26 protein-coding genes and 1 pseudogene are annotated in these 26961 nt (G+C 42.2%); 6 read left to right on the forward strand and 21 right to left on the reverse strand.

The window, feature by feature from the left end:
• Positions 1-40 precede the first annotated feature (40 nt).
• The gene (locus MUG84_RS14690; protein WP_244725856.1) at positions 41-1591 is read right to left on the reverse strand and encodes an extracellular solute-binding protein; all 1551 of its coding nucleotides are present in this window, start codon (positions 1589-1591) and stop codon (positions 41-43) included.
• Positions 1592-2014: 423 nt separating this feature from the next.
• On the opposite strand from MUG84_RS14690, the gene MUG84_RS14695 reads away from it, so the two are divergent.
• A complete protein-coding gene (locus MUG84_RS14695; RefSeq protein WP_244725858.1) occupies positions 2015-3820 on the forward strand; it encodes a right-handed parallel beta-helix repeat-containing protein in 1806 nt (601 codons plus the stop codon).
• A 157-nt stretch (positions 3821-3977) separates the two neighbouring features.
• Here MUG84_RS14695 and MUG84_RS14700 read toward each other — a convergent pair whose 3' ends face one another.
• The 5 genes from MUG84_RS14700 to MUG84_RS14720 all read right to left on the reverse strand — a co-directional run bounded on the left by MUG84_RS14700 (position 3978) and on the right by MUG84_RS14720 (position 9068).
• Positions 3978-4175, reverse strand: a complete 198-nt coding sequence (locus MUG84_RS14700) for a hypothetical protein (RefSeq protein ID WP_244725860.1) — start codon at positions 4173-4175, stop codon at positions 3978-3980.
• 129 nt (positions 4176-4304) lie between these two features.
• On the reverse strand, positions 4305-4883 hold the full coding sequence (locus MUG84_RS14705; protein WP_244725862.1) for a TMEM175 family protein: 579 nt from the start codon (positions 4881-4883) through the stop codon (positions 4305-4307).
• A 411-nt stretch (positions 4884-5294) separates the two neighbouring features.
• Positions 5295-7121, reverse strand: a complete 1827-nt coding sequence (locus MUG84_RS14710) for a hypothetical protein (RefSeq protein WP_244725865.1) — start codon at positions 7119-7121, stop codon at positions 5295-5297.
• Between the two features lie 481 nt (positions 7122-7602).
• Entirely contained in the window at positions 7603-8517 is a 915-nt protein-coding gene (locus MUG84_RS14715; RefSeq protein ID WP_244725867.1) for a hypothetical protein, read from the reverse strand.
• Positions 8518-8534: 17 nt separating this feature from the next.
• On the reverse strand, positions 8535-9068 hold the full coding sequence (locus MUG84_RS14720; RefSeq protein WP_244725869.1) for a GNAT family N-acetyltransferase: 534 nt from the start codon (positions 9066-9068) through the stop codon (positions 8535-8537).
• Between the two features lie 261 nt (positions 9069-9329).
• On the opposite strand from MUG84_RS14720, the gene MUG84_RS14725 reads away from it, so the two are divergent.
• Positions 9330-9848, forward strand: a complete 519-nt coding sequence (locus tag MUG84_RS14725) for an RNA polymerase sigma factor (RefSeq protein ID WP_342346118.1) — start codon at positions 9330-9332, stop codon at positions 9846-9848.
• The gene (locus MUG84_RS14730; RefSeq protein WP_244725871.1) at positions 9829-10533 is read left to right on the forward strand and encodes a zf-HC2 domain-containing protein; all 705 of its coding nucleotides are present in this window, start codon (positions 9829-9831) and stop codon (positions 10531-10533) included. The genes MUG84_RS14725 and MUG84_RS14730 overlap by 20 nt, the downstream gene beginning before the upstream one ends.
• Before the next feature lie 170 nt (positions 10534-10703).
• Here MUG84_RS14730 and MUG84_RS14735 read toward each other — a convergent pair.
• The 11 genes and pseudogenes from MUG84_RS14735 to MUG84_RS14785 all read right to left on the reverse strand — a co-directional run bounded on the left by MUG84_RS14735 (position 10704) and on the right by MUG84_RS14785 (position 21059).
• A pseudogene (locus MUG84_RS14735) lies at positions 10704-11576 on the reverse strand (AraC family transcriptional regulator).
• A gap of 252 nt (positions 11577-11828) precedes the next feature.
• A complete protein-coding gene (locus tag MUG84_RS14740; protein ID WP_244725874.1) occupies positions 11829-12194 on the reverse strand; it encodes a GntR family transcriptional regulator in 366 nt (121 codons plus the stop codon).
• Positions 12191-12853: an ABC-2 transporter permease gene (locus MUG84_RS14745; RefSeq protein ID WP_244725876.1), complete on the reverse strand. Its 663-nt coding sequence runs from the start codon at positions 12851-12853 to the stop codon at positions 12191-12193. Before MUG84_RS14745 ends, MUG84_RS14740 begins: the two co-directional genes overlap by 4 nt.
• The gene (locus MUG84_RS14750) at positions 12846-13700 is read right to left on the reverse strand and encodes an ABC transporter ATP-binding protein (RefSeq protein WP_244725878.1); all 855 of its coding nucleotides are present in this window, start codon (positions 13698-13700) and stop codon (positions 12846-12848) included. Before MUG84_RS14750 ends, MUG84_RS14745 begins: the two co-directional genes overlap by 8 nt.
• Positions 13701-13777: 77 nt before the next feature.
• Complete coding sequence (locus MUG84_RS14755; RefSeq protein WP_244725880.1) at positions 13778-14131, reverse strand: sigma factor; 354 nt, start codon at positions 14129-14131, stop codon at positions 13778-13780.
• 7 nt (positions 14132-14138) lie between these two features.
• Positions 14139-14444, reverse strand: a complete 306-nt coding sequence (locus MUG84_RS14760) for a YciI family protein (protein WP_244725882.1) — start codon at positions 14442-14444, stop codon at positions 14139-14141.
• Between the two features lie 194 nt (positions 14445-14638).
• The gene (trpB, locus tag MUG84_RS14765) at positions 14639-15799 is read right to left on the reverse strand and encodes a tryptophan synthase subunit beta (protein ID WP_244725884.1); all 1161 of its coding nucleotides are present in this window, start codon (positions 15797-15799) and stop codon (positions 14639-14641) included.
• 166 nt (positions 15800-15965) lie between these two features.
• Positions 15966-17741 (reverse strand): aminopeptidase P family protein, encoded by a 1776-nt coding sequence (locus tag MUG84_RS14770; RefSeq protein WP_244725886.1) that lies wholly within the window; start codon positions 17739-17741, stop codon positions 15966-15968.
• Complete coding sequence (gene eutH, locus MUG84_RS14775; protein WP_244725889.1) at positions 17659-18846, reverse strand: ethanolamine utilization protein EutH; 1188 nt, start codon at positions 18844-18846, stop codon at positions 17659-17661. Before eutH ends, MUG84_RS14770 begins: the two co-directional genes overlap by 83 nt.
• The gene (locus MUG84_RS14780; RefSeq protein WP_244725891.1) at positions 18839-19411 is read right to left on the reverse strand and encodes a helix-turn-helix domain-containing protein; all 573 of its coding nucleotides are present in this window, start codon (positions 19409-19411) and stop codon (positions 18839-18841) included. The genes eutH and MUG84_RS14780 overlap by 8 nt, the downstream gene beginning before the upstream one ends.
• A gap of 145 nt (positions 19412-19556) precedes the next feature.
• On the reverse strand, positions 19557-21059 hold the full coding sequence (locus MUG84_RS14785; RefSeq protein WP_244725893.1) for a stalk domain-containing protein: 1503 nt from the start codon (positions 21057-21059) through the stop codon (positions 19557-19559).
• A 306-nt stretch (positions 21060-21365) separates the two neighbouring features.
• Here MUG84_RS14785 and MUG84_RS14790 point away from each other — a divergent pair, with 306 nt between their 5' ends.
• The 3 genes from MUG84_RS14790 to MUG84_RS14800 are packed head-to-tail and all read left to right on the forward strand — an operon-like array spanning position 21366 to position 23090.
• Positions 21366-21842 carry a MarR family transcriptional regulator gene (locus tag MUG84_RS14790; protein ID WP_244725897.1) on the forward strand — a complete coding sequence of 159 codons (477 nt, stop codon included), beginning with the start codon at positions 21366-21368 and terminating at the stop codon, positions 21840-21842.
• A gap of 19 nt (positions 21843-21861) precedes the next feature.
• A complete protein-coding gene (locus MUG84_RS14795) occupies positions 21862-22251 on the forward strand; it encodes a DUF6220 domain-containing protein (RefSeq protein ID WP_244725899.1) in 390 nt (129 codons plus the stop codon).
• Between the two features lie 23 nt (positions 22252-22274).
• A complete protein-coding gene (locus tag MUG84_RS14800) occupies positions 22275-23090 on the forward strand; it encodes an alpha/beta fold hydrolase (RefSeq protein ID WP_244725901.1) in 816 nt (271 codons plus the stop codon).
• A 137-nt stretch (positions 23091-23227) separates the two neighbouring features.
• Here the strand turns inward: MUG84_RS14800 and MUG84_RS14805 are convergent, their stop codons facing one another.
• The 4 genes from MUG84_RS14805 to MUG84_RS14820 all read right to left on the reverse strand — a co-directional run bounded on the left by MUG84_RS14805 (position 23228) and on the right by MUG84_RS14820 (position 26835).
• Complete coding sequence (locus MUG84_RS14805; RefSeq protein WP_244725903.1) at positions 23228-23965, reverse strand: hypothetical protein; 738 nt, start codon at positions 23963-23965, stop codon at positions 23228-23230.
• Positions 23966-24070: 105 nt separating this feature from the next.
• The gene (locus tag MUG84_RS14810) at positions 24071-24691 is read right to left on the reverse strand and encodes an SGNH/GDSL hydrolase family protein (RefSeq protein ID WP_244725905.1); all 621 of its coding nucleotides are present in this window, start codon (positions 24689-24691) and stop codon (positions 24071-24073) included.
• A gap of 227 nt (positions 24692-24918) precedes the next feature.
• Positions 24919-25824: an alpha/beta fold hydrolase gene (locus MUG84_RS14815; protein WP_244725907.1), complete on the reverse strand. Its 906-nt coding sequence runs from the start codon at positions 25822-25824 to the stop codon at positions 24919-24921.
• A 141-nt stretch (positions 25825-25965) separates the two neighbouring features.
• The gene (locus MUG84_RS14820; protein WP_244725909.1) at positions 25966-26835 is read right to left on the reverse strand and encodes a deoxyribonuclease IV; all 870 of its coding nucleotides are present in this window, start codon (positions 26833-26835) and stop codon (positions 25966-25968) included.
• Between the last annotated feature and the right edge of the window lie 126 nt (positions 26836-26961).

The raw sequence follows: 26961 nt of genomic DNA on the forward strand, positions 1-26961 counted from the left end.
CAATGTTGTTGAAGTCGAAGGAAGACTTATATCCCATTAGTTATTTCAGGAAAGATTGAGCACGTCGATACGCATCTTCATTAATTTTCATGACCTCATCCAGACCGAGTTTCTGAATTTCTGAGACATATTGATCCCATGTGCTTAAATCGCGTTGACCCAAAATAAATTTTGCAATTTGCTCATCACGATATTTGTTAATCTCTGCATTTTTCATGGTCAATGTTTCGTTCTCTGCATCCGTATAGGCGAGTCGAGGTTGCAAAGGTGCTTCATTGCCATTCTGAATTTTCTCCATCGCCTTATTGAATTTGTCCGAGCTCATATAAGAATAAGCTTTCATATCGACCACCAAATGTGAACCATACGTTGCGATGCCGGTTGATTTCCGAAGCGTTGCAAAATTTACATATTCATCATTGAAGCGTCGAGCCCCGTCCTTCTGATAGTACGTTTCGCCTTCGCGACCGTAAGTTGCCAGTTCAATGCCTTCCGGTGAGTACAGAAAATCAACATATTTAAGCACTGTATCAAGATTTTTCGTATCAGCTGCTACAGCCATTCCGCGGTTGAGCAAACCATCATATGCGTTATACGGCTTGCCATTGTTTCCGCCAATTGGAGGCGTCATGTAGTCCAAACTGAAATCATCTGTTCTTTGGATAATAACAGGAACTTCATCAATGACACCGATGTAATCATTTGCGATAAATGCTTTATCTTGCGCGAGCAAATCATTAAACTGATCGCGTTTCATCGCCATAAAATCTGGTGGGATCAAACCTTCTTTATAAAAAAGATTCAGATATCGAAGCATTTCCTTAAAGCTGTCTTCAGTTGGTCCATATCTCCATTCGTCTTTCTCATAATCAACATATGGTCCATACCAAGTGCCAAAACCCGCTGCAATATTAGTAAGTCCTGTCAAATTGTCATAAATGGCGATTGGATAACTATCGGGATACAGTTTTTTCAGTTCCTTTGCAGCCTTGTACATTTCGTCCCAAGTGGTTGGAGCCTTCAAATTATTTTTTTTGAAAATATCATCGCGGTATGTCCAGGAACGACGGGATGTTTGTTCTAGTCCATAATGCGGCAAATAATAGTTTTTACCATCAGCAGACAGTATTGCCGATTTTACTTTTGGATGATCCTCAAGGAACTTGGAATAGTTCGGCAGCTTATCTAGATGATCGAAGAAGTTGAGCAGCGCTCCGCTACTGCCGTATGTATTGGCTTGAGCCAGATTTGAAACAATCATAATATCCGGCGTGTCCCCTGCAAAAGCCAGGTTTAGGGCCGTATCGTAATCACTTGGAGGTGCGGTTACCTTAAACTTAATGCCGAGTTTTTCTTCATAGTATTTATAGATTGCCCAATCTTCTTTGTACGGCCAGGATGGATGCTGGAAAACCATCATATCCAATGTAACCTTAGGATTGTTTTCGCTTTTTGTACTGCTAGTGCTGCTGGTGCCACTGTTGCTCGTTTCAGACGAAGAAGTATTACTTTTTTGCGTTGAACATGCTGTAATTGCTAGAACCATAGCAAATACAAGTAAAACCTTGCTTATTACCGATTTGTTACGCATACATTCATCATCTCCTTTAACGATTTGGGTTGACTGCTATAATGACTTTATATCCCCCGGAGATGAATTTCTATTTACATTTTTCAAGATTAACAGCGAATTTTAACGGCAAAAAAAAAGGCAATTATATGTGATTTGGTATATGGTTTCATCTTGTATCCATTGTGATGTCAACCGTCAGTTTCGGCTTCGTTATCTACGGCTTCAGCCAAGTATCATTTAACACGAACGATCAAAAATGGGCCAACCAAATGCCGACCGACATCCCTATGACCATTAGCAAAGTGATAATAAGTAAATCAATAGTACAATGAAATCAATCATGGTTAAAAACATATAAATTGTAGACATTGTGGAGTTGAGCTAAGCTCTTATAATAAAAGTAAGCCATTAATTTCATCAGTTCTATAGGAGTGATGATGCTTGTCAATTCATCAAGGAAGAGAATTTCATGTATCGATGACGGGAAATGACAGCTGGGAAGGAACATCCTTTGCACCTTTAAGAACCATTTCAGCCGCTGCAGCGAAAACACAGCCGGGGGATGTCATCACCGTCCATGAAGGTGTTTATCGGGAAAGAATCAGTCCGCCGCGCGGCGGAGAATCGGATTCGTTACGAATTGTCTATCAAGCAGCAGCGGGTGAGCGAGTTGAAATAAAAGGCTCCGAAATCGTGAAGGATTGGGAAAACGTACACGAGAACGTATGGAAGACAACGATTCCAAACACCTTTTTCGGAGCATTCAATCCATACAATGACCTCATCAAAGGGGATTGGTTTCTTCCTAATGAACGGGATCACCATACAGGATCGGTGTATTTGAATGGGGATGGGCTAGACGAATCAGCCAAGTTAGATGATGTCCTCCAAAACGGGGGCAGCACGCTGTTCTGGTTTGCAAGTGTCGATGAGTCGAATACGACGATCTGGGCGAATTTCGGCAGCGCAAATCCGAATGAGGAGTTAGTCGAAATCAATGCAAGACAAACGGTGCTTTATCCCGAGAAGCCTGGAGTAGATTACATTACAGTCAGAGGGTTTAATATGAGCCATGCGGCAACGCCGTGGGCCCCGCCGACCGCTGAGCAGATTGGTTTGGTTGGTACGCACTGGAGCAAAGGGTGGATTATTGAAAACAATACCATTAGCCACTCGAGATGCACGGGTATTACACTAGGAAAATATGGAGATGAGTGGGACAATTACGACGGAACAACCGAATCTTACCATAAAACAATCGAACGCGCGTTGGAAAATGGGTGGAACAGTGAGCATGTTGGTCATCATGTCGTTAGAAATAACACCATTTCCTATTGTGGAATGGCCGGAATTGCCGGCAGTTTAGGGGCTATTCACTGTGTAGTTACCGAAAATTACATACACGATATTCATATCAATTGTACTTTCTCCGGTTATGAGATGGCCGGCATTAAGTTTCATGGCGCGATTGATACCTTGATCAGCAAAAACCATATTCATCGAAGTGTTATGGGCATTTGGTTGGATTGGATGACGCAAGGAACGCACGTAACCGGCAACCTGCTCTATGACAACACGCAGTACGATCTCTTTATCGAAGTGAGCCATGGTCCGTGCGTGGTGGATCATAACCTCTGTCTCTCGGGAGGCACTGCGAATGCTTTACTTAACATGTCGCAGGGCGGCGCTTACGCTCACAATTTATTCTTGGGTACAATCTTATTAGCGCCGGAGCTCAGCCGCTTTACGCCATATCTGCATGCGCATTCCACTCGCGTTGCAGGAACACATGATATACCAGGCGGAGACGATCGTTTTTACAACAATATGTTTATTGGGCAGGGAGAGCCGATTGGATTAGACAATTTTGATGAACCCGCATTCCCTGTTTTCTTAGATGGCAATTTGTATCTGAATGGTGCGCAACCTGCCAAGCATGAGACGGCGCCTGTTCAAATAGATAATTTTGACCCTGAAGTCAAGCTCACGGTGAAGAAAGATGGGGTTTATCTTTATTTGAAAGGTCAAGAAAATTGGAAAAATCAAGGGAATCGCAGCCTTGTTACAGGGGAGCTTCTTGGTAAAACGCGCATAACGGAGCTGCCTTATGAGGATGTTGATGGAACCCCGATTTGTTTGAACAAGGATTATTTAGGCAAGTCACGGGATGAGTACAAACCTTTCCCTGGCCCATTCGAAATCATCCATGACAGCATGAACGTTATCAAAGTATGGCCAGGTCAATAATAGTTTATTTTTGACACAAAATTTCTAAAGTCCGCGTAAATCGCGGGCTTTTTTGCGGGTGGACACATAATAATTAGATCAACCCTTGGCAGCTCTTCAGTACAGATAATTCGTTAGCCAAGAGCCAATCTCCAAGTCATCTTCAATTTATAAAATTTTAGGAATTACTCTCTTTCCCTCCGGTTATTATCCCTAAAGGTTCGGGAGACTTCTTATCCATTTTATTGTATTGATCAATCCACAAACGATTAATTCCATTCCCTCCAAATAGATGGTTTAAAATTGAAAATGGAACCGTTGGAGAGGAATAACTCTCCAGGCCCTGTTGAGCATTACTGTCCAAAATTTCGCTCATTTGTGGTACGGTCCTCCGCGCTAACCAAAACGGCAAGTTTAAATGTCACGGATACACGGTTCGTCTATTGGTCAGCCATAAAAAAAAGCTCTTCGAAACCCGCTGCACGCGAGAATTGAAGAGCATTTCTTAGTGGCCTCTCAGAGCATGCTCAATTCGCTTATCCGGCACGAACCAGATTACAGCAACGAGTACAAAAAAGAAGCCGGATATCCAAGGACTCACATATGCGGTCAAGACTGCGATCAAGTAGAGCAAGGTAGATAATCTCACCTTCCAGTCTTTCCCCATCGCCAGAACGAATGAGGAATCGCCGGGATGCTGGTTAATAATCGCGCGCTGAAGCAGCCAGTATGAGAATGCCGCGAGTAGTAGAATAATACCGTACAGCGCCGTTGGAGTGGCTGCAAAGTGGCTTTCCCCCATCCAAGCTGTCGTGAACGGCACAAGAGATAACCAGAAGAGAAGCAGCAAATTGAGCCACATCAACCGCCCGTTCATCGTTCGAACCATGTGTAGCAAATGATGATGATTGTTCCAGTAGATGCCGATATATACGAAACTGAAGATGTAGCTAAGAATCTTTGGGCCAAGCCCGATCAGCGCATACCAGTCATGGCCTTCCGGCACTTTAAATTCCAACACCATGATCGTAATGATAATCGCCAGTACGCCATCGCTGAACGCTTCCATTCGATTGGCTTTCATAGTGTTTCTCCTTCCCCACTTCTCGTGCTCTGTTAACCTTTTCGACACCTGTAACTTCCCATAAAACCCTTCATCTTGTCAAGCAAAAACCCTGAGTACTTTTCCAATTCGAATGGCCATAAAATTACGATAGCCCTTACAGCACATCAGTCACGGCCCGCCTCGTATAACTTCTGTGCTACCATGGCCGGCCTTGTGCGCGTGTCCGTAAAATGATCCTTTGCACGCACGGATGCTTTATTCCATGTAAACGGTCGAAGCGAATAATATATTGTAAAAGTGATTTTATCGATATAGCCGTAATTATACCACGGTTACAACTCGATCCTCTGCTTTACCACTACTCGGCCAATGGTTGATTGCGTTGTTGGACAGAAAAAAATAAGCTGAGAGAAGAAATCCTCTCTCAACTTATTTTGATAATAACTGATTTGCTAACTTGCGGTCCTCTTTATCTTCTGTCGTAGTTGAGATGCTTTTAATAGCGGCAAGTATATTAGGTTGTTGCCAAATTGAAGGAGTCCATTCTTCAAGCACACTTAGTGCCTGATATTGTATTACCCCTGTATCCGATTCAAGAGCAGCTTGAATCAATGGTAGTCCCACTCCTTCATGCCCGTGTAAATCTTGAACAATATATCGCAGACAATCTTCTTCCTCATTTGACGGGCTTGATAACGATAAATGATTTTCTGCGAATGTACAGAGGTCTATGATATGCTGGCGATGATTTGTACCCATAATGAAAAAATATATTTCACTGTTTGTCGGATATTTCTCTAGCATCTCAAACAAATTCGGAATGATGTCTAATTGGTAAAATCGGGCGACTTCAAGTGCCTTTATATCGATATCTTGTTGTAGTGCATCCATAGCAAGCTGTGACCACTTAGGATCATTTATAAATGTTTGAATCGCTTTCTGAATAGAAATGCGCTCCTGTTGCTTCCATTGATCATTAGATCTTTCATCCCAAATTTCTTCAGCATTTATAAATTCACATATTTTCATAAGGGGATGAAAATCTTCAAGCGTTTGGCAATGGATACGAGCATGGTCAGCGAAACGGAAAAGAATCGCGTTTTCAAATAAATAATCTTCGATATCAGGGTCTACCTCTTCATGAAGTAACGTTTGGATGATAAGACCCGCTCCATCATATAGCTCTTTTGAAATCGTCCCTGGGTGTAGTGCTACAGCAAGTTCTCCTTTGATGGCACACGTATAGGCTAAATATTCATTCATAATGGCATTTTCACAGCCCTTTGTCAGCAACCATTGTTTTATTTCTGGCGTTGTTGCTTCCAACCTTTTAACTGCAGCAATTTTACCCCAGCCATGGACAGACTGAGCGAGCTGCCAAATTTGGTCATTCGCTTGCCTTGTTCCATTTTTCAATGCAAATATGACATATAATGTAAATTCTTCATGCATGCCTAATGTGAATAACAGATCTTTATATTTTTCACAATTCGTACAACCAAGTACAGTGATTGAGAATTTTACAACCTCTCGATGTGCTGCATGTTCAAGAAGCCATAATGCCTCTTGCTGTACGAGAGATTCATCCCACTCAGCTTGTTCGAAGCGTTCAATAAATTCTTCACCGTAGCTAGCAATATTGTCAGAAATGATTTCTTCGTAAGTTGCCTTTCGTGTTTTGTTCGTAGGATGTTGGAGTTGTCTTTCAAATAGCTTTAGCAGCTTTTTCGCATAGAATGGAGTAGGTATGTCATCTACCAAATGATCAGATGAACCCGCAGCCATTCGTGGATGATTTTCATCATATACATATTCGTCATCCGGTAAACCATCGTCTACTATTTTGTTGTGTGTTTGGACTTGTCGCTCAATAAAAGGGACGATTTTTTCTTTATGGTTCCACGGAAGAAAGTCAAGCGCCAGTGAATCATCGAGCACCGTAACATTGTCGATTTTGACAATACAGTTTAAGCTTATACTATAGCCACCGAGTTTAACGGAAACTGTATGCTTTACGCCATCTCCCAGATCAAGAGTCCCAGATAATTTGGTATAAGGAATAATGAGTGAAAATAAAGATTTCCGTTTATTCGTATCCACCGTAGTTCCATCAATGATAAGACACTCTTCTTTTAACTGGTGTATAACTTCAACACAATGCCCTTTATAATCAATCTTCCACGTCTTATTTGCTTCTTTTTCTATATCTTTCATCGCGTTACGTATTCCACGTTTCAATTCATCTTTAAAACCCATAGTGTCCTACTTTCGTGTGTTCATTTTTTACGTAAAAAACTATAGCTGATAAACGCTGTTCATAATCCTTTCTTCACAAACCGATTACCATCAAACGATCACATTGTCTTAGAGACAAAATTTCGTCCTATTTATAGTACGATGGGCATTATATCACCAAGATACACTTTAATGCCATTTCCTTTTTTATCCTATTTACTGCTCCCAGTGTGAATAGAGAATATAGATAAACTTACGAACATAAAAAACCCCTAAAACCAATGGTCTTAGAGGTTGATAACACCTAAAATGATTTTATTAATTGTTCATTTCACTTTAAACGTTCGAAAAATCCCGACAAAAAAAGCGCCAAGAGCATTGACTGTTCTTTGACGCTTCAGCTTCAATTAACTAAATTTGTGCTTACTTATGATACGGTTCAGCGTATCACTGTAACTGCGAATCTTTGTAGAAATCGGAAGCAGCAATTGCCCTAATCCCTCTACTCTTTCCCCGCCGCAACAAACGAACCCGCATTCTCTTCAAACGGCTGGCAAGCGTCTTTCAAGAGCTCGATTTTCTCCTTTTCCCGCAGATCGTTCGTTCGAATTTGCTCGGCAGCCTTCGCATAATTTCCCCATACAAGGACGCAGTCCGCTTCTTCCCAAAGTGTTAAATATTCGTTTTCAACCATTTTGTATAGGCGGCTTTTTTTGATTAAATTGTATGTAAAGAAATCGTTGGCCGTAATTCGCTGATCGTCTTCGTCCCGATTGTGCATGTATGGCCCCGTCACGATATGCAGATCTACTTTATAAGTATCACTGAACAAAGGTTTCCTCGTAAAGCGCACCTCGCAAACCTGTTCGACGGGACGATTCGCCTCTCTGCATGCTTTTGCGATTGCACTGAACAATTTGCAGTAATTGTCGATGATACGATCGTATTCTCCATAAACCAATCGAAAGCCGTCCAGCCAGGGAGGGGAAATCAATATTTTCATGACTGCTCCTTGCTTGATCGCTTGGGACAAGCTTGCGGTGATTTTGCTAGTCAGGATAAGTCGGTATCCGGAGACCCATACTTCCTTGTCGCATGTCTTCAACAAGTGTTCCAAGAGCAGCTGCTTATTAAAATGAAGATCGTTGATACCGAACTCGTGAATTCCTTCCAGGAGCTTATCGTTTTCATGATTTTTATACTTGACGTAAATATCGGAAACGAGCGAGAAGATAGACGCGAGCAAAGACGTGGCACAGGCGAGCGCCAGCTCCGGGACAAAGCGGATCTCTCGCAAAGGGGATACATAAATCAGGATGGAACCCAGCACACTTGCCGCCAACATCAAAACAACATACACATTGTTATGAAGCTTATATGCTTGCAGCTTCTGCCATAAGGATCGTTCGCTGTTCATAAAAGAGTCTTGCCCTCCTATAAATTCTTGCGATAATAGACCGTGTCGAGACCGGGACCGCGTCCGTTTTCGATTCTTTTGACTTCCTGCATTCTGATTTTATTCAATACCCGAATATGGCTGTCGTTCGTAGACCAAGTTCTCGTCATAATCGGCTGGTCTCCTTGCTTTGCGATTTCCTCCAGTTCCACATAAAAGCGCGTCGTGATTCCTTTACCGCGGTACTCCTTATCCACGATAACGGTCGTAACATAGATCGTTTCAACCTGGTCATTCAAATCCTCTGAAACATAATGAGTGCGAAAAGACATGAATCCGATTACCTTGTCTTGATCCTGTGCCAGCAAAAACGATTGCTTCTTTAACGTTTCAAAATATCGATTCGGCTCTTGTTTTGCCGCCTGGCAACCCCTCAAATCGGACTGATACGTATAATCGCGGGCGGACAGAGGCGGGATAAATTCACGATCGTAGAGGCACAGCAATTCCCATACCCCATCCAACAGAATGGGATTCATCAGTATTTCGTAAAATCGAAATTGGATCGGCACGGTTGTCTTACTCCTCCCAGTTCCCCAAGATGTATTTAATTTATTATACTGTAAAATTTAACCTGAGAGAATATCCCAGTACAATGTTTGAGGCACATTTTGTGGGAGAAATGATTAAATTAACATTATCAAATGGTGGTGGACAGAAGTGTTGGAGAAATAGTAACATTGCTTATCGCTGACCATTCTGCCGTTGAAAATATTCTTTAGTTCAATTTATCTAGTTGTAACGAAATGATATGAACACAGTCATATATACGAATGGGGGGTGAGAATCTGACGAATTTTGAAAATGTGTACAAGCAATACTTCCGAGACATCCACTTGTTTGTTCTTTCGTTATGTCGAAATGAAGCTATTGCTGAAGAAATAACACAAGAAACCTTCTTTAAGGCTTTGAAGAGCATCGACACATTCAAAGGCCAGTGTAAAATCAACGTTTGGTTGTGTCAAATCGCAAAAAACACTTATTTTTCCTATCTAAACAAACAAAAACGATTTGAGCCGGAGTACAAACTCGATGAATTACATGTAGAAAATTTTGAAGAAATTATACTGAATAAGGATGCTGCTTTCAGAATTCATAAGGTATTACGCCAATTGAATGAGCCATACAAGGAAGTGTTTACCCTAAGGCTGTTTGGAGAGCTGTCCTTCTCACAAATAAGCCAGCTCTTTGAGAAAAGTGAAAGCTGGGCAAGAGTTACATTTTACCGGGCTAAACAAAAAATTCAAAACTTACTGGAGGAGGAGTCTGAACTTGATCAAAATAAAATGTGAAATCATCAACGATTTACTGCCATTATATATCGATAACGTGTGCAGTGAAGAGAGCCGAAGATTGGTTGAGGAACACTTGGCATCTTGCAGCAGTTGTACATATGAAGCTCAGAAATTTCAAAGTGAAATTGCATTATCCAGGGTAAACTTCGTTAATAATCAAAGCGAGGTTAAAGTGTTGCAATCCATATCAAATTTCTGGAATAAGACAAGAACAAAAGCCTTTATGAAAGGGCTCCTTGTAGCTTCTTTATTATTTGTTATATTCATTCTCGGCTATATCGGTTTATTTCGATGGAACATTATACCCGTACCTATGAACGTTGTAGAAATAAAGGATGTAAGTCAATTGGCTGATGGTAGAATCGCCTATCATGTCCAATTAACAGATGGTTATGATTTGAATGTTATAAAACACAAACTGGACGAAGACGGAAACATGTACATCATGCCTTACCGCACAATAATCAAAAAGAAGCCTATCACTGATGTGGGGCTTCATAATATGTACTATCTGTCAGACCCTGCTGAAAATAATGCCTGGCAAGCTAAATGGGGCGATAATATAGAAATGCGGGCCTTGTATTTTGGAACAAAGGATGACAACATACTGATTTGGAAAAAAGGAATGAACCTGCCTGCAGCAAGTAAACAAATTGAAGACAATTATAATATGAGTAATTAAGGATCAGAAACATTGGATTGTTCATTAATACTAATTTAAACAATTGATTTCGCCCTACTTATGGTACGGTTCACCGCCCTGTCTGTAACGGCAAGTTTTAAGGCCATCCTTGGCGGGATGGCCTTATATTCAGAAATGATGTACCAGTACTACGGTAAGAACCTCTTTCATTATTTTTTCATAACCGGTATCCAAATCTCGCTTCTAAAATTGGGGGAAGATACATCCTTACTTCCATTCCATAATATCTCCGGTCCCATTGCTAGCTCATAATTTGCGGAGGGAAACCATTCCGAATAGATCCGTCCCCAGACATTTTGTAATGTATCGGGAAACGGTCCGACAGCTTCGAATATAGCCCATGTTAGTGCAGAAACCTCTAATTTTACTAAATTTTCAGGACAATCCTTGGTTGTAGCTACACCTATATAATAGTCAAGCTCCCCCTTCTCCTCCATTCGCCCTTCAGAAAAATTTGTCGACGCTGAAATCAGCCCCGGCGGTTCAGTATTAGAGAGCTTTTTTAGCTGGTCGATGTCAGCACTGGTTAAGCTTTTCCACATGGACGCAATTTCTTCGCTTACGCCATTAAATTGGATTGGCACCCTTTTCATGATACCCACAATACGAAAAGATTCTTTCTCAACAATTCGATAATTCATTGCGCTTCCTCCCTGAATAGTTAATTGGAAGGTCATACGCGGATAGGCTTTTAAAGATGGGGCATGGGACTTTACCAAAGAGGGCGAAATGCCGTGCAAGCCTTGAAAAGCTCTGGAAAAAGCGTCTGCTGAGCTATATCCGTATTTTACCGCCACGTCCACAATCCTTAAATCACTGGTTCCAAGCTCAAATGCTGCTAGGGTTAAGCGTCTTCGACGGATGTATTCCGATAGCGTAATGCCTGCAAGGAAAGAAAACATTCTTGAAAAATGCTAGTCAGAACAACAATCCAGCCTCGCTGCTTCCTTCAGATCTATATCTTCATCAAGATGCTCTTCGATATAATTTAAAGCTCGATTTAGATTGCCAAGTAAATCCATTCGCATGACCTCCCTTCAGGTACAGCATAGCAAGGTTCGGAAACACCCATCCGACATCTCATGCACAGTTTTGTGGGATTATCCAAACCTTTCCATAACTTGTGGTAAGGTTCTCCATATCATTTAAAGAGCAAAATTCTGTCCGCCGTCGCGTGGGGGTTTTCGCAACCTCTTAGATTGTTAAATAATAAAGGAGTCCCGCGGATGACATCGCGGGTTGCCCAAGCCACATGACAGGAATAGCTCCTTTTTTCAATAAATCCTCTTCAACAGCTCAATGACTTCATCCAAGGTAAGGTCGAAGGATTTGTAGTAGGAAGTGTCGCTTTCCATTTGCTTCAAAACCGTCTTATTGCGTATCTGCAGCATCTCCTCGGGTGAAAATTCGGCGACAAAGCATCCTTTGCCGGTTACGGTGTTGATCAAACCGCTTCGTTCAAGCTCTTCCCAAGCTTTCTTGACGGTGATGACACTGACGCGAAGCTCCTGGGCGGCCTGCCGAATGGGTGGCAATACATACCCGCTCTCCAGTTCGCCTTTGAGAATCTGGGCGCTGATCTGTTCGAATAACTGCTGGTAGATCGGTTTCTCCGATGTGTTCGAGATTGATATGTTCATAGAAGTTCCACTTTGAGGAATCGTTTCACCGCAATCCGGTAAGCAATCAGGGTGAATGCCGCAAAGATGACGATTCCTGCGATCAAGACGGATGCGTGAATAGCAATATGGTCAGCGATGGTCACATTAAAAATGTCGGACACGGACTTTATCTGAATTCCCAGCCATTGTACGATTCCGGCAAAAATCATAGCGGCTGAAGTAGCTGAGAACAGCGCCCCGCTAAATTTGTACGCCGTCTTGTAGTACATGGGGATAAGGATGATGTTGAAGATCGCCAGCATGGCCATGCAGAGTCCCCAAAAACCCATGGAAGGTGCGAAGAAATAGTAGGTTATGTTCAAGTTCGAGTATACAAGATCATGGACCAGACCGAAGATCACCGCAAACCCGATGTGCAAGATCTCCAGGATGACAATAACGGATACCCTTGCTTTCACAATATCCTTCTTGGTTACGGGCATCATCGAGGTAAACATCAAGTCATTCTGCGTTTTAAAATTGCCGAACATGTTCGGGACCGAGATCCAGAAAAAATACATAGGGACAAGAAAATAGATCCAGCTAGGAATGAGCATTAGCATTCCCAACAAAATAGGGAATACAAAAAACATCGGCTGAATGCCTAACTTCAAATCCTTCATCACCAAGTTATACATACGCAGGCTCCTTCTTCGCGAAATAGATCATGATCTCCTCAAGACTCGGCGTGGCGGCTTTGATGCCGGAAGAGGGATCGAAGTCTTCGGAGCGGATCAATCCCGTAAAGCCGAACGAATTGACTTTGTAGGAAATCATCCGTTCCCTCACCTGGCTCAGTTGGCTTTCGTCACCGCTCAGCAAGCGATAAGACTCCTTAAACTCTTCTTTCTCAGCGCTGTTAATGATTTGCCCATCCGCGATAAAGGTAATAAAATCTGCGCACTTCTCCAAGTCGGAGGTAATATGGGTCGAGAAAAGAATGCTGATCTCGCCGCCTGCGACAAGCTCTTGGAAGAGATCCAGCAGATCGTCTCTGGCCACCGGGTCGAGTCCGCTTGTCGGCTCATCGAGAATGAGCAGCTTCGCACCATGGGATAACGCAAGGGCCAGAGTGTACTTCACTTTCATCCCCGTCGACAATTCGGCGACTTTTTTATTCTCATCCAATTTAAATCGACTCAAATAGCCGGAATAGGCTGCTTCGTCCCAATGCTTATAGAACCTCTTGATCACGTCGGTCAACGTTTTGATCTTGCTGCGGTTATAAAAGTCGACGCCGCCAAATGCGCATCCGATCTCTTGCTTCAGCTCGATTTCGTGTTCGGCCATGTTCTTGCCCAGAACGCGGACAACGCCGCCATCGGTTTGAATCATATTCATGATCGATTTGATGGTGGTCGTCTTTCCTGCGCCATTGGCGCCGATGAAGCCCATAATATAGCCCTTCTCCAGCTGGAATGACACATCTTTGAGCTGAAAATTTGGGTATTCCTTATTCAAATTTCGAATATCTAATGCCAGCATACCGTATCCTCCCCATCAAATTGTGTATGTTGTGCATACACAATGTACCATGGGGATTTTATGAAGTCAACAAGTTTTTAGCATAAATTTTGGATAAGAAACATCATCCTCAATCGTTCGTCCGGAAAGTCAGCTCTTGAAGAAGCGAGACGTTGCGTATCCTCGGACATGGCAAGGAGTGTCGGCAGCGCATTTTCGGATATACGGGTGCGGCGGGCACGGTCGATCAGCCGCCTACGGGCGGCAGTAATTAGCCATGCTTCAGGCTTATCCGGAACGCCGGCCTTGGGCCAAGTTTCTAGCGCAGCTAGAAAAGCATCTCCAATGGCATCCTCAACAGCATGCAAATCCCGCCAGTTTACAGCCAAATAGGAGAGCAATCGCCCATAAGCATCACGTGCCGTTTCTTCAATGACCTGATTCGTATCCATAGAATGATTACTTCAACGCGGGAAGGTTCTGTCTGACCTCTACCGTATCGACTGGCCCTCGCGCAGCCCACTCTAGCGCAATATCAAAGTCCGGAACATCAATCACGAATATCCCACCCAGCTGTTCTTTCGTCTCGGGAAACGGTCCGTCCTGAACCATCATTTCACCGCCGCGCCGTTTCATCGTCCCAGCTGTCTCAGGAGCACATAGACCCGAACCGAATACCACGATTCCTGCCTGTCGCAAAGCATGCACATAGTGCGCAGCCTGCCAAGTATTCTTGTTGCCTAGCTGGATCCGTTCTTGCCGCAAAATCCTCTTGACTCTCGTAAAACATCAAAGTGTAATTCATGCAAAAGCTCCTCCCTTTAAAACCGTATTAGAATTCGACTTCACTACAATGTCGTTTCGGTTAATCCGATTTCTACATTTCAAGAAAAAATGTTTCAAAGCAAACCGGCAAAGCCGCCAGATCAACTCCCTGGCGGCCACTGCACTCACGTCTATTATTTGAGCATCTGATACACTTGTTCAACATCCTTGTCCCCGCGGCCAGACAGGTTCACGATGAGAATCTGATCCCGACTCATCGTAGGCGCCAGCTTCTTCGCGTATGCAACTGCGTGCGCGCTCTCTAGAGCAGGAATGATGCCCTCCGTGCGGGACAGCTCCTGGAAGGCTTCCAGCACTTCCTCATTCGTGATGGTCGCATATTCGGCCCGTCCTGTCACTTTCAAGTGGCTATGTTCCGGCCCGATGCCCGGATAATCGAGCCCTGCAGCGATCGAATAGGTCTTCTGCGGCTGGCCTTCTTCGTCCAGCAGAACTAAGCATTTGAAGCCGTGAATGATGCTGGGGACGCCTTGGGTTAAGCTTGGCGCTTTGTCAGGTTCGACCCCAATCAAGCGGACGCTTGGCTCGTCAATGTAGTGAGCGAATGCACCAATCGCATTGCTGCCCCCACCCGCGCATGCCACAACCGCATCCGGCAACCGACCTTCTTTCTCCAGAATCTGCTGCTTCGACTCTTCGCTAATGACGGCCTGGAAATGCTTGACCATCGTTGGGAACGGATGCGGACCAACCGCGGATCCGAGCAAATAAAACGTATTTTTATAGTTTCGTACCAGATCGTCTAGCGCTTCATCCACCGCGTCTTTCAGTCGTCCCTGTCCTTTATGAACCGGAATGACGGTTGCGCCGAGCAGTTCCATCCGGAACACGTTAAGCGCTTGGCGGCGCGTATCTTCGGCTCCCATGTAAATGACGCATTCCATATTGAACATAGCGCAGGCCGTTGCCGTAGCGACACCGTGCTGCCCGGCACCGGTCTCGGCGATAATCCGCTTCGCTCCCATCCGCTTCGCGAGCAGAATCTGGCCAATCGCGTTGTTAATCTTATGCGCTCCGGTATGATTCAGGTCCTCCCGCTTTAAGTAGATCTTAGGGCCTCCCCAAGCTTCGGACAGCCGCTCCGCATACGTTAGCGGGCTCTGGCGACCAACATATTCGCGTAGGTAATAGCTAAGCTCTTCCTTGAAGTCCGGGTCGTCTCGAAACTTATAAAATTGCTCACTCAAATAGTTCAGCACTTCCTGCAATTCCGGTGGGACAAAGCTGCCCCCGAACTCTCCGAAATACCCCTCTTGATGCAATGGTTGGTCCATATGTATGCGCCTCCATAACTATGAATTGGTAATGTTTGCATACTATATTACCATGAAATCCAGCTTCTGATGAGCATAAGCCATTCATAATGAAAGAAAATTAGATGGTCGATAATTTGCAACTGGTTGGATCAATATCGCATGGTCGCAATTCGGCAATACCTATTTATATTTCCCTAGTTTCTTCCCTTAGCCATACTCTCTCTTCTTCATTTAAATAAAGAGCTAGCTTTGTGTATACCTCTTGATGATAATTGTTTAACCATTGCTTTTCACTCTCTGTTAACATATCTTTATGGATACCGGCTAAATCAATAGGGCAATACGTGATTGCTTCAAACTTCATAAATTGACCAAACTCTGTTTTCTCGTCTTGGGCGACTAACATCATATTTTCAATTCTAATTCCATATTTACCTTCGAGGTATATTCCCGGTTCATTCGTAATAATCATGCCTTTTTCTAATACAACATTATTATTATTCCTTATGCTTTGTGGTCCTTCATGAACATTCAAGAAAAAACCCACCCCATGTCCTGTCCCGCATTTATAGTCCAAACCATACTGCCAAATGGGTTGTCTTGCCAAAACATCTAAGTTAGCGCCTGTTGCTCCGTATAAATATTTTACTGAGCTTAATGCAATAAACCCTTTTAACACCAAAGTAAAATCTCTTTTTTGTTCATCGGTAAGTTTCCCTAAAACAATCGTTCGTGTAATATCGGTTGTTCCATCATAATACTGTCCGCCTGAATCAATTAAAAAAAGACCTTCATTCTTAAGCGTATATTGCGTTTCTTTATTAGCTTTATAATGCATCATCGCAGCATGTTCTTTATAACCTGCTATCGTATCAAAACTAGGTCCAACAAATCCTTCCTGCCCTCTTCTGAAATCTTCTAATCTTTCTTCTGCAGTTATCTCTGTAATTTCTTCTTTATCTACAACGTTTTTTAGCCATTTTATAAATTTCACCATGGCTAAACCATCTTTTATTCCACACCATTTTAAATTTTTTATCTCAACTTCATTTTTAATAGCTTTTAAATTAGTCGTGATGTCAGGACTTTCAATTTTCTTTGTATTACTATTTATGGCATTATATAAACTGATATTTGTTTTATTCGAATCTAAAATAATCGCATCTTCGCTTGGGAGATTTCTCAAGAATGTTTGTATTTCATAATTCGCTTTTAACTCGATTCCTTCAGCCTCCAGTTCTGTTTTGACCAATGAGGGAACCTTGCTAGAATCAATAAATAAATAACATTTATGTTCTGCTACAATTACATTAGCTATTACAACTGGATTGTTAGGCACATCGGCCCCTCTTATATTCAATAGCCATGCAATGTCATCAAGAGAAGTTAGAATATAATAATTTGCTCCTATATTTTTCATTTCTTCTCTTACTTCATTTAATTTTTCTACTCGCGATTTGCCTGCATATTTTACGTCATGGGTAAAAATTGATCCTTTAGGAATCTCCGGTCTATCTTCCCACAGATCACCAATGAAATCTTGATTCATTTTTAATTCGATTCTCTTTGCTTTTAGATCTTTTTCCATCTTTTTAACCATATCCAATGAAAAAACATTTCCATCAAAGCCCACAATGCTTCCTTCATTTAGAACATCTGCTAGCCATTTTGTATAAAATGGTACCCCAGGATCCATCATTCTAAATAATCTGATTCCTGATCCCTCAAGCTGCTTTTCAGCTTGAATATAGTATCTGCCATCTGTCCATAGCCCAGCATCCTCTAATGTAATAACTACAGTGCCTGCAGACCCTGTAAATCCTGATATCCATTGTCTAGATTTCCAATGTTCTGCTACATATTCACTCTGATGTGCATCAAAACTCGGAATGATATAAGCATCCATTTGATTTTCTTTCATTAGCTGTCTTAACTTTTCGACTCTGTCCCTGATATTCATTACGAATACCTCCATTTTTCTTAAGGCTAAATTCTTTGCTTTCACGATCATACAGCCATGAAGCTAGTACTATACTAATGATTCCGGCTGTAAGCTTTGATATGATAAACGCTCCTAACATTTCAGGGGCTACTCCTGACACAAAGCCAAGCTGACCACCAAATACAAATGCTCCACTTACTCCAAAGGCAGCACATACCACTTTTCCTTTAGGATTCATCTCCTTATATGTTCCGAATATCAACAGATTACTAGCCAAATTCCCTAGAATCCCCGCTACTGACACGGAATTAATTCCAAATTTATCCCCTATTTTTTCAAAACTATTTTTAAAAATTCGAATAATAAAATCTAGCATAGGATATGCTCCACCTAAGACCAAAGCGATTTTGCCTACGATAACTGTACATTCAGATAGGGGTGCTAATCCTGAGACAAGCCTTACACCAAATATCACATCTATACCTTGTAAAAGTAATCCAACAGTACTCAAACTCATGATAAGCTTTCCAAATACATTAAAAACTTTTATAAAAACATGAGGAGCTTTTAATAAAGCTGCTCCTAAAATAATGGCAAAAACAAATATAGGTGCCAGATTCCATACTAATATGCCGAAATTTATTTTTTGCCATAAGCCAGCTGCAAGACATCCTATCGGTATAGTAATAATTCCAACCAGCACACCCTTAGAAAAATACTTTTCATCCTCTTTAGAAAGCATCCCTAACGCGACAGGTATTGAAAAACTAATTGTGGCTCCTAAAGTTGACGCGATGATAATTCCTGAGAATGCCCCCATTTCCTTTGTTAATGCTAGCTTATCAGCGATTTGATAGCCCCCCATATCTACAGCTAAAAATGCTGCGGGAACGATAGAAGGATCTAGATGAAAAGCTCTACAGATTGGAATAATCACAGCGGATAGAAAATTTGTAAATATAGGGGCTAAAGAAAGTATTCCTATCATGCCAAGCCCTAAAGCCCCCATGGTCTTTATGCCTTCCTCAAATTTCCCACCCAGTTTCAAATGATTTCCGGTAATATAATCAATAGCTCCGATTACAAAGAAAGAACCGATTAGATATAATATAAATTTATCCATTGTTAAACCGACTATTGTAGATATAATTAGGGGTATTCACAGCGATAAGCTTGACCTTTTTGTTTGTATAATTAGCCCAATTGTGGTCAATATTTGAGTCCATATGAACACTGTCACCAGGATATACTTCATGCCTCGTACCATTTATGTAGACTGTTAATATACCTTCTAATACATAAATGAACTCTTCTCCCTCATGCTTATAGGATAATATTTCTTCATCTTTCATTTGAGGAAGAATTTCTATAAGTCTTGGAACAAGTTGTTTATTCTCCAAATCTGTACTTAAACTATATTTAATAAAACCACCTTCTACTGAATCCATTATTTCTTGTTCATAGCTTCTTAGAACCACATCTTTCTTTTTAGGTGGATAATCAAAAAAATGTGTTAAATGTACTTCCAAAATATCAGCTAGTTTTTCAAGTGAATCAACTGCTATGGTCGTAAGCCCCCTTTCTAATTGAGACAGAAATCCAACAGATAGTTCGCTTTTTTCACTTAGCTCTTTCAAAGTAATTCCTTTTTCAGTCCTCAATTTCTTTATTTCCATCCCTATATTCATTACTCCACCCTAAATTTCATATTTATGAATAATGTAATATATACAAGAGCAACATTCAATATATTATGAAATAATTTCATAAATATGAAATGACACAAAAAAAGACGCTTGATCTATTAGATCAGTGCGCCTAGATTGAATTCTGTTATGCGGTCTTATTCTCAAAAATGATGACCATTTTTTTGCTGCCTAAATATTCAACAGAAGTATTAAGCTGCTCCGACACAAAGCGTACAGGAACGAAAGTGCTGTTATTTCTCAGTAGTAAAGGAGCGTCGGACATCACAGTTTGCTGGTTTATCTTAACTTGCTTATTCCCCACAGACCAACGAATCGTTTTACCGTCCTTTTGAATCGTTACCTCTTTCGTACTCTGGTTCCAGTTCACCTTTGCCCCTAGCTTCTCGGAAATGAAACGAATAGGTACGTAGGTACGGCCTGTCTGAATGAATGGCGCTGCTGTTATATTGTAGATACTGTCGCCCACATAGGCTGTCTTGCTGCCGATCATCAAGCGTTGAGTCTTGCGCTGAGACATAATACCATAACGATCCGCATTCAATTTGTTAAATATTTTATAGGTTTGGGTTCCTTGCCTTAAGTCCAAGTAGTTATCGTTCAACTGCAGTCCGTAGCGTTCTGCCCCCGTATCCCAATGAAAATCATAACTATTATTTTGAATCGGCTCCAGATCCCATACCCGGTTATTGTTCAAATTTAGAATTCTTAGGGACTTCAAATTTCTTAACGGTTCCAAATTCCACACTCGGTTGTTATCCAAGTAGAGGGTATCTAACTTGTTCAATTGTTTTAACGGGTCTACATCTTTAATCTCGTTGGAGGATAGATCCAATGTAGACAAGTTAGTTAATTTCGCTAAAGGGGCAAGACTCTCGATGTTATTGTTGTTGGCAGAGAGACCTTCGAGATTGTTGAATCCTTCTAGCAGCTTAAGATCAGTAACCCGGTTTCCGCTAATCCCCAGATACGACAGACTTTTGGATAGCTTCCGTAGCGGCGAAAAATCCTTAATCTTATTGTAAGACACATCAAGATATGTCAGATTCTTCATGTTGCCGAGGGGAACTATGTCTTCTATCGCGTTGTCGCTCATTTTCAAATACGCTAATTCTGCGGCACTAGAGAGTGCTTGAACATTCGAAATTTGATTATGGTCGGCGTCCAACTCGATTAGGTGAGGCAATTGTTTCACTACATCCAAGGATGATATCTGATTCCAGCTTACTTCAAGATACTTCAAATCCTTCAGAGCTGACAATTCCTCAATCGATGAGATCTGATTTGCTTTGAGGCTGAGACTACGGATCTTTGAAAGGTTCTTTAGCGGTGTAAGATCAGTAATTTCATTACGGTCTAAATCGAGTTCCGTGACATTGACGGCATACTCCAATCCCTGCAGATCTTTAATTCCTTTACCTGCTAAAGATACATTAGTGAGTGACTCTAAATCCGCTTTGGTAAGTGGTTCATCACCTTTTTTAGCTAACCAAGAATGAATCGCTTGTTCGAGATTTTCATCTTTAATAATCGGTTCTTGGCTAAGCGCTTCCATCGAAGCTTGTCCTGGAACGACCAAACTTAGGACAAAAATACAAATAAATAAGCGTACAGCAATACGTTTCTTCATGATAACCATTTCCCCCTGATGACTTATTATGTATACTACCTCGAGCTTCTTGATAAGAACAGACATAATGTATATCCGTTACGCTATCGACAGATTAGTATAACACCTGAAGTTTGCTTAGTGGATAGGAAAATATTGGGTATTATGAAGTTGGGGAGGTGCGATCATATCGCATCCTGATAAAGTTCCTACTCACGATCTCATCCGTCCCCGCTCTATTCTTCTCAAGATCATTTTTTGTTGACATTGGAAACAAAACGAATTAATATGATATTGTTTCCTAAGTATACAATATTGAGGTGCGCCATGATCGTCAATGAAGAATTAAGCCGAATTTTCAATCGCGTTTCGGAAAGACATAACTTGATCAAAACGATGGAAGAGAAAAAGTATAAGTTCATGCGTGAGAACACATTTATGGAAGTTCACTGCATCGATCTTATCGAGAAAATGCAGGACCCCAACGTGTCCAAATTGGCGAGATCCTTTCAAGTCACCAGAGGTGCGATTAGCAAGGTGACAAAACGATTGATCGAAATGGGGGCTATTGAACGCTACCAAAAGCCTGAGAATAAGAAGGAGCTTTACTTCAGGCTCACAGACATCGGCAGAGAGATCTATAAGGAACACGAAATGATGCATGAAACAAGAATAGAAAGAGACAGCAGTTTTTTCAGTCCGTTAAGTGAAGTGGAAAAAGATCAAATGATTCAGATGTTACAGAAAATATACGGCCAAATCACCGAAGAGCTTAAAAAAATGGGTTTGGACAATTACATCTGATGAAAGGAGGTTGAATTAAATGGTGGAAGGCAATCAAACAGAGCCTTCACGTCTAAGGATATGCAGAATGGCTTTCTCCCTTCTTGCCTTGGCATTGTTCATATGTATCGTCGCACAAGTATATCTGGCTGGGATGGCGTTGTTCGGTAACTCGGAAGCATGGAAATGGCACCGAACATTCGTTCATATGTTTGAATACATTTCGGTAATCCTATTTTTTCTTGGAATCTTCGGGAAGCTTTCCTGGAGGATGATCTGGGGGAGTCTCGGTTTGTTCCTCCTTTTCAACATTCAATACTATACGGCGCACGGAATCGCCGGCGCCCTTCATCCTGTTTTGGCGCTTGTCTTGTTTTGGGGAGCTCTTGCATTGGTGCGAAGTTCATATCCATTTTTGAAACGTAGATGACTTAAATACGGGAGGGATCGTGCATGGTAAGTTCGGGATTCGTAAAAACCGAAGGAAACGAACTCTATTATGAAGTCCGGGGAGAGGGCGAGCCGCTTATTATGATTTCGGGCGGAAGTGGAGATGCCGGATTTTACACGTACGTGGCTGATATTCTCGCCGACGAATACCAGGTAATCACATATGACCGTCGCGGTAATTCGCGAAGCACTCGGAACGAACTACAAAATTTTGAGGTTAGCCAACAAGCCAGAGATGCGGTTGCGGTGTTGAAAGCAGTCGGTCATCCGTCAGCTTATGTTTTCGGGAATAGCGGAGGTGCCATCTTCGCGCTGGAAATGGCGGCAAGGCATCCGCAAGCGGTCAAAGCGATGGTGGTCCACGAACCGCCCGTCGTAAGACTCCTTCCAGATTCTGAGAAGTGGCAAAGATTTTTTGCGAACGTTTATCGAACCTCATTCCGATTTGGTGTTCAAGCAGCCAGCTTCAGATTCAATTTATCCCTGTCCATTCCGTTCAGCGCTTTTAAGACGGTTCCGAAAGATTTCCAACAGCGGGTTACGAAGGCGAACAATGAAAGCTTCTTAATCCGGTATGAGATGATCCCTGGCGTAAATTATATGCCCGATATCGAGAAGATTAGGCAAAACGGGGTGAAAATTGCCGTAGCCGCAGGCAAGATGACGTTGGATAAAAGGAAATATTACGGACGGACCGTTCCCATCTTAGCGGAGAAACTTGGCTGCGAAATGGCCACTTTTCCAGGCCATCACATTTCTTTTTTCGATATGCCTCGGGAATGGGCGACCAGTTTGCGGGATATCCTTCATCGGCTATAAGGCAAACATAACTCATTCCTGAAGAGTACCCCAATTTTTCACCGTCACTTATGATAAGGTTCTCCGCGCTGTCTGTAACGGCAAGTTTCGAAAAAAGGGCATCCTGAGGGAGGATGTCCCTTTGTTTCGTTAGATGCTCACTTCTTCTCAATAAACTTTCCCTGTTGAAGATTAAAAATTTTCATCGTGGTCTTTGAGTCTCCCTCTTGCTTGTTGTCCTCTAAGGATGCGTCCATTTCGGTCTGCCAATAGAAAAGTTCCCCATTATCATCATTGAACTGGTAACTACCCATGACAACATGATATTTACCTTGAAATACAGAGCGGTCTTTAAGGGTACCTTTCCAAGCTTCTGTCCATACTCCAGAATCGTTCATATACATTAGATGAGATTCCCTAACATCGGCATCTGTTCCGCCTGTGCGCGTGACTATATTAAATAAAGGATTCATTCCATCAGCACGAAAATTCTCAATATTCCAAGATTCAACATGCCACGGTTGCTCAAAGATTAATTTATATGAACCGTTGGACTGTTTGTCAAAGATGAAGAAATCACCAAGATGTACCCCTCCATCAATTCGCACAAGTACTTCTGGTTCGGAATCCCCATCTACATTCATTTCTTCAAAGGATAAACCATCAAAATAATAGTCCCTCTTTGCATTGCCTTGCTTTCGTATCCAATCTTCAACCATATCCTTTGTAATTCCTGTTTGAATGTTTACTGAATGATCAAGTTTAGTTTCTTTAGGACTCAGCGCCTTACCATTAACGAACAGACCAACAGAATTGCTAGCCACAGCAGTTCCGACAAAGATCGTACACGCCCCCAAAATTGGAAGTAACACTCGCAAACTTCTTTTTACTTTCACTGCCCTCTTCTCCTTCTAGAACGATTATATTATTTAGACGCTTTACGTTGATCTAAAGTTTCCTTAAAGACCCATCCCGCATCACAATCGTTATCTGAAGACAAATTAAACAGTCAAATTCGGGAAAAGGAATTTCTCGATTCCTTTTGCCGTAACTTTGATGCTACCTTCCGGTATAGGATGGATGCTGTCCGGAATCCATCGGTCAAAAAGCGCCCGATCTTGATTGTACAAAGCACTCCATTCTACAAAATGGTCAATAATAGGAAGATTCTTTTCTTTCGCAACCGAACGGTAAACTTCATAATATTCATGGAAGTTAGGTCTAATCTCAAGAGAATCGCCTACAGGAGGGTTCATGGTCATGAGCACGATATCACAATTGTCGTTTTTCTCCAGTATGCTGCTAATCATGTGCTCCAATCGGCTCCTGGATTGCTCAAGACTTGTTTCATACGGCAAATAAGCATCGTTAATGGCGAATTCGATGAAAACCATATCCGGATTGTGATCAAGTACCCTTTCCGATAAGTTCTGGACTCCCCACTCGGACCACATTCCGTTTTTACCGCTATTGATGACGGTTGCACGACCGGGATATCGCTCCTGAAGCTGGGTACGCAGTTCATCCACCCAAGCTCCCCCTTCCGTCAGACTGGTACCATACGTTACAACACACTGGCTAATACCCGCATCTAGTTGTCCAATCGTCCGAAGAGCACACATGAGATTCACTCCTTGAATCTAGTAATGTTTTTCCACAATATAACACCGAAACGAATTTGATTTCAATTACCATTTTTTTGATACGGAATGAAAGGATATCATGCCTAAAAAAAAGAACAGCGGCGGACTCTTCAAGTCGCTGCTGAACCTTTCATTTTTTAACCGTTTCGGGTTGCGTCCACCCCTTTTCAACATATAGACGTCCATGCCGCTTAGCTTAGTACTCCTCACCTCACAGGAAATTCCAATTTTGTATTAAATACATCCGTACAGGTGCTATCAAAAAAATTCTTGATCAACATTGCTGTTACATAGCTTGCTTCCTCCAGCACGAAATGCCCGCCGCATAACAGATGCGTTGCCACACATTTTAGTTCCCTTTCAAAAAATTCCGCTCCCTTTAAAGTAAATATAAAATCGTTACGGCCCCAAACGACAAGCACAGGTGGTTGATACGTGCGCAAATATTGCTGCCAGATAGGGTACTGCTCCACATTCTTGCGATAGTCGTAGCCAAGAGCAACTTGTATCTCCTGATTACCGGGGCGATTCAGAAACATTTGATCCATGTAGGGTCCATCGGGACTAACCCTTTCGGGATAGCATGCTCCAGTAAAGTACTGCTTCTTGGTGAAGTCGAAAGAGGTTACGGTAGCTGCGAATTCCTGCTGCGTCCGGGCATCCGGGTGCTTCCAGAGCGCCTTGAATACATCAAATGGCGTTCCCAATCCCTCGAAGTTTACGACGGAATTTTGAATGATAAAGCCTCGGACGCGATGAGGGTGCCTGACAGCCAACCGAAATCCGACAGGACCGCCATAATCGTGGCAGTACAAAATAAACTTTGGAATAGACAGCTGATCTAATAGTTGCTCAATAATGAGCGAGAACTGTTCAAATGTATAAGAGAAATCGCTGATTGAGGGCATGTTGCTGTACCCAAAACCGGGGTAATCAGGCGCAATAAGGTAGAAGCGATCTGCAAGCAAAGGAAGAAGCTCCCTGAACATATGGGATGAACTAGGAAACCCGTGGAGAAGCACCAGTGCAGGATTTGAAGGTGAACCAGCCTCGCGATAAAAAACCGATAAGCCTTGTACCGTTGCATATTTGTAACGAACCCATTCCGACATCCGACATACACTCCTCCCCAACTGTCTTATAATATGTATGAAGCTAGTAGGGAAATAGACGATTGGTTACGGAAGAACCCGAGCCCATATTATTCGTTTCTTCATGCGGATGCCTGCCTATGTCTGATTTGTTACAAAGTCTTACTTTTCTATTGGTTCAGTTAATTCTCTTCTAAGTAAAGCGATTTCATGTTTATACGGAGGATTTTTGTATTTAATAGGTCCAATAGATGGAGTTTCAAGCAGTTTGGGGAGATTAGAAAGTTGAGGATGGTGAACAATATAGTCCAAGGCATGCAGGCCTATAAATCCATGTCCGATATTCTCGTGCCGATCTTTACGGGAGCCGGGTTCGTTCTTGGAATCATTAATGTGAAGCACTTTTAACCGATTAAGCCCAATGATGCGATCGAACTGATCAAGCACGCCGTCAAAGTCATGGACAATATCGTATCCGGCATCATGAACGTGGCAAGTGTCCAGGCAAATTGAAAGACTCTCATTGTAAGTTACTCCATCTATAATGCGAGCCAGTTCCTCAAAGCGAGCACCACATTCCGTCCCTTTACCTGCCATTGTCTCTAACGAGATTTGAACCTTTTCATTCCGGGTAAGAACTTCATTTAGCCCCTTAATGATCTTGTTAAGTCCCTTGCCTACTCCTTCTCCAACGTGTGATCCGGGATGCATCACAATCTGTTCCGAACCTAATGCTTCCGTCCTGTCCATTTCATCGCGCATAAAGGAAATGCTATGACTGAATACTTGATTGTTCATGGAATTTGCCAGATTGACCAGGAAAGGAGCGTGGACAACAATATTGCTGATTCCATGCTCTTTCATATGCGCATGTCCCTCTGATATCTTGTAATCAGAGATCGGCTTTCTTTTCGTATTTTGTGGAGCACCGGTGTATATCAGGAATGTATTCGCTCCATAAGAAGCAGCCTCTTTGCTGGCTTTAAGCAACATCTCCTTGCCGCCCATGGATACGTGACTTCCGATTAGCATGTATTATCCCCCGAATTCCGCATTTCGCTAAAAAGAATATTTTCAGCATTTACGGGAAGAGAGGATGTTATACATCAGGCAATAAACAACTGACAAACTGAAACGATAACGTGTGATGGATAAAAC

The organism is Paenibacillus mangrovi, assembly GCF_022898935.1.
Taxonomy (GTDB): domain Bacteria; phylum Bacillota; class Bacilli; order Paenibacillales; family Paenibacillaceae; genus Paenibacillus_AQ; species Paenibacillus_AQ mangrovi.

Bases quoted from the DNA above. Each gene is read 5' to 3' on its own strand.
- MUG84_RS14700 (WP_244725860.1), bottom strand. From the start codon at position 4,175: ATGAGCGAAATTTTGGACAGTAATGCTCAACAGGGCCTGGAGAGTTAT.
- MUG84_RS14690 (WP_244725856.1), bottom strand. From the start codon at position 1,591: ATGCGTAACAAATCGGTAATAAGCAAGGTTTTACTTGTATTTGCTATG.
- MUG84_RS14780 (WP_244725891.1), bottom strand. From the start codon at position 19,411: ATGAATATAGGGATGGAAATAAAGAAATTGAGGACTGAAAAAGGAATT.
- eutH (WP_244725889.1), bottom strand. From the start codon at position 18,846: ATGGATAAATTTATATTATATCTAATCGGTTCTTTCTTTGTAATCGGA.
- MUG84_RS14715 (WP_244725867.1), bottom strand. From the start codon at position 8,517: ATGAACAGCGAACGATCCTTATGGCAGAAGCTGCAAGCATATAAGCTT.
- MUG84_RS14740 (WP_244725874.1), bottom strand. From the start codon at position 12,194: ATGAACATATCAATCTCGAACACATCGGAGAAACCGATCTACCAGCAG.
- MUG84_RS14750 (WP_244725878.1), bottom strand. From the start codon at position 13,700: ATGCTGGCATTAGATATTCGAAATTTGAATAAGGAATACCCAAATTTT.
- trpB (WP_244725884.1), bottom strand. From the start codon at position 15,799: ATGGACCAACCATTGCATCAAGAGGGGTATTTCGGAGAGTTCGGGGGC.
- MUG84_RS14770 (WP_244725886.1), bottom strand. From the start codon at position 17,741: ATGAATATCAGGGACAGAGTCGAAAAGTTAAGACAGCTAATGAAAGAA.
- MUG84_RS14755 (WP_244725880.1), bottom strand. From the start codon at position 14,131: ATGGATACGAATCAGGTCATTGAAGAAACGGCACGTGATGCTTATGGG.
- MUG84_RS14810 (WP_244725905.1), bottom strand. From the start codon at position 24,691: ATGTGTGCTCTTCGGACGATTGGACAACTAGATGCGGGTATTAGCCAG.
- MUG84_RS14815 (WP_244725907.1), bottom strand. From the start codon at position 25,824: ATGTCGGAATGGGTTCGTTACAAATATGCAACGGTACAAGGCTTATCG.
- MUG84_RS14710 (WP_244725865.1), bottom strand. From the start codon at position 7,121: ATGGGTTTTAAAGATGAATTGAAACGTGGAATACGTAACGCGATGAAA.
- MUG84_RS14785 (WP_244725893.1), bottom strand. From the start codon at position 21,059: ATGAAGAAACGTATTGCTGTACGCTTATTTATTTGTATTTTTGTCCTA.
- MUG84_RS14800 (WP_244725901.1), top strand. From the start codon at position 22,275: ATGGTAAGTTCGGGATTCGTAAAAACCGAAGGAAACGAACTCTATTAT.
- MUG84_RS14725 (WP_342346118.1), top strand. From the start codon at position 9,330: ATGGGGGGTGAGAATCTGACGAATTTTGAAAATGTGTACAAGCAATAC.
- MUG84_RS14745 (WP_244725876.1), bottom strand. From the start codon at position 12,853: ATGTATAACTTGGTGATGAAGGATTTGAAGTTAGGCATTCAGCCGATG.
- MUG84_RS14820 (WP_244725909.1), bottom strand. From the start codon at position 26,835: ATGCTAATCGGAAGTCACGTATCCATGGGCGGCAAGGAGATGTTGCTT.
- MUG84_RS14705 (WP_244725862.1), bottom strand. From the start codon at position 4,883: ATGAAAGCCAATCGAATGGAAGCGTTCAGCGATGGCGTACTGGCGATT.
- MUG84_RS14790 (WP_244725897.1), top strand. From the start codon at position 21,366: ATGATCGTCAATGAAGAATTAAGCCGAATTTTCAATCGCGTTTCGGAA.
- MUG84_RS14795 (WP_244725899.1), top strand. From the start codon at position 21,862: ATGGTGGAAGGCAATCAAACAGAGCCTTCACGTCTAAGGATATGCAGA.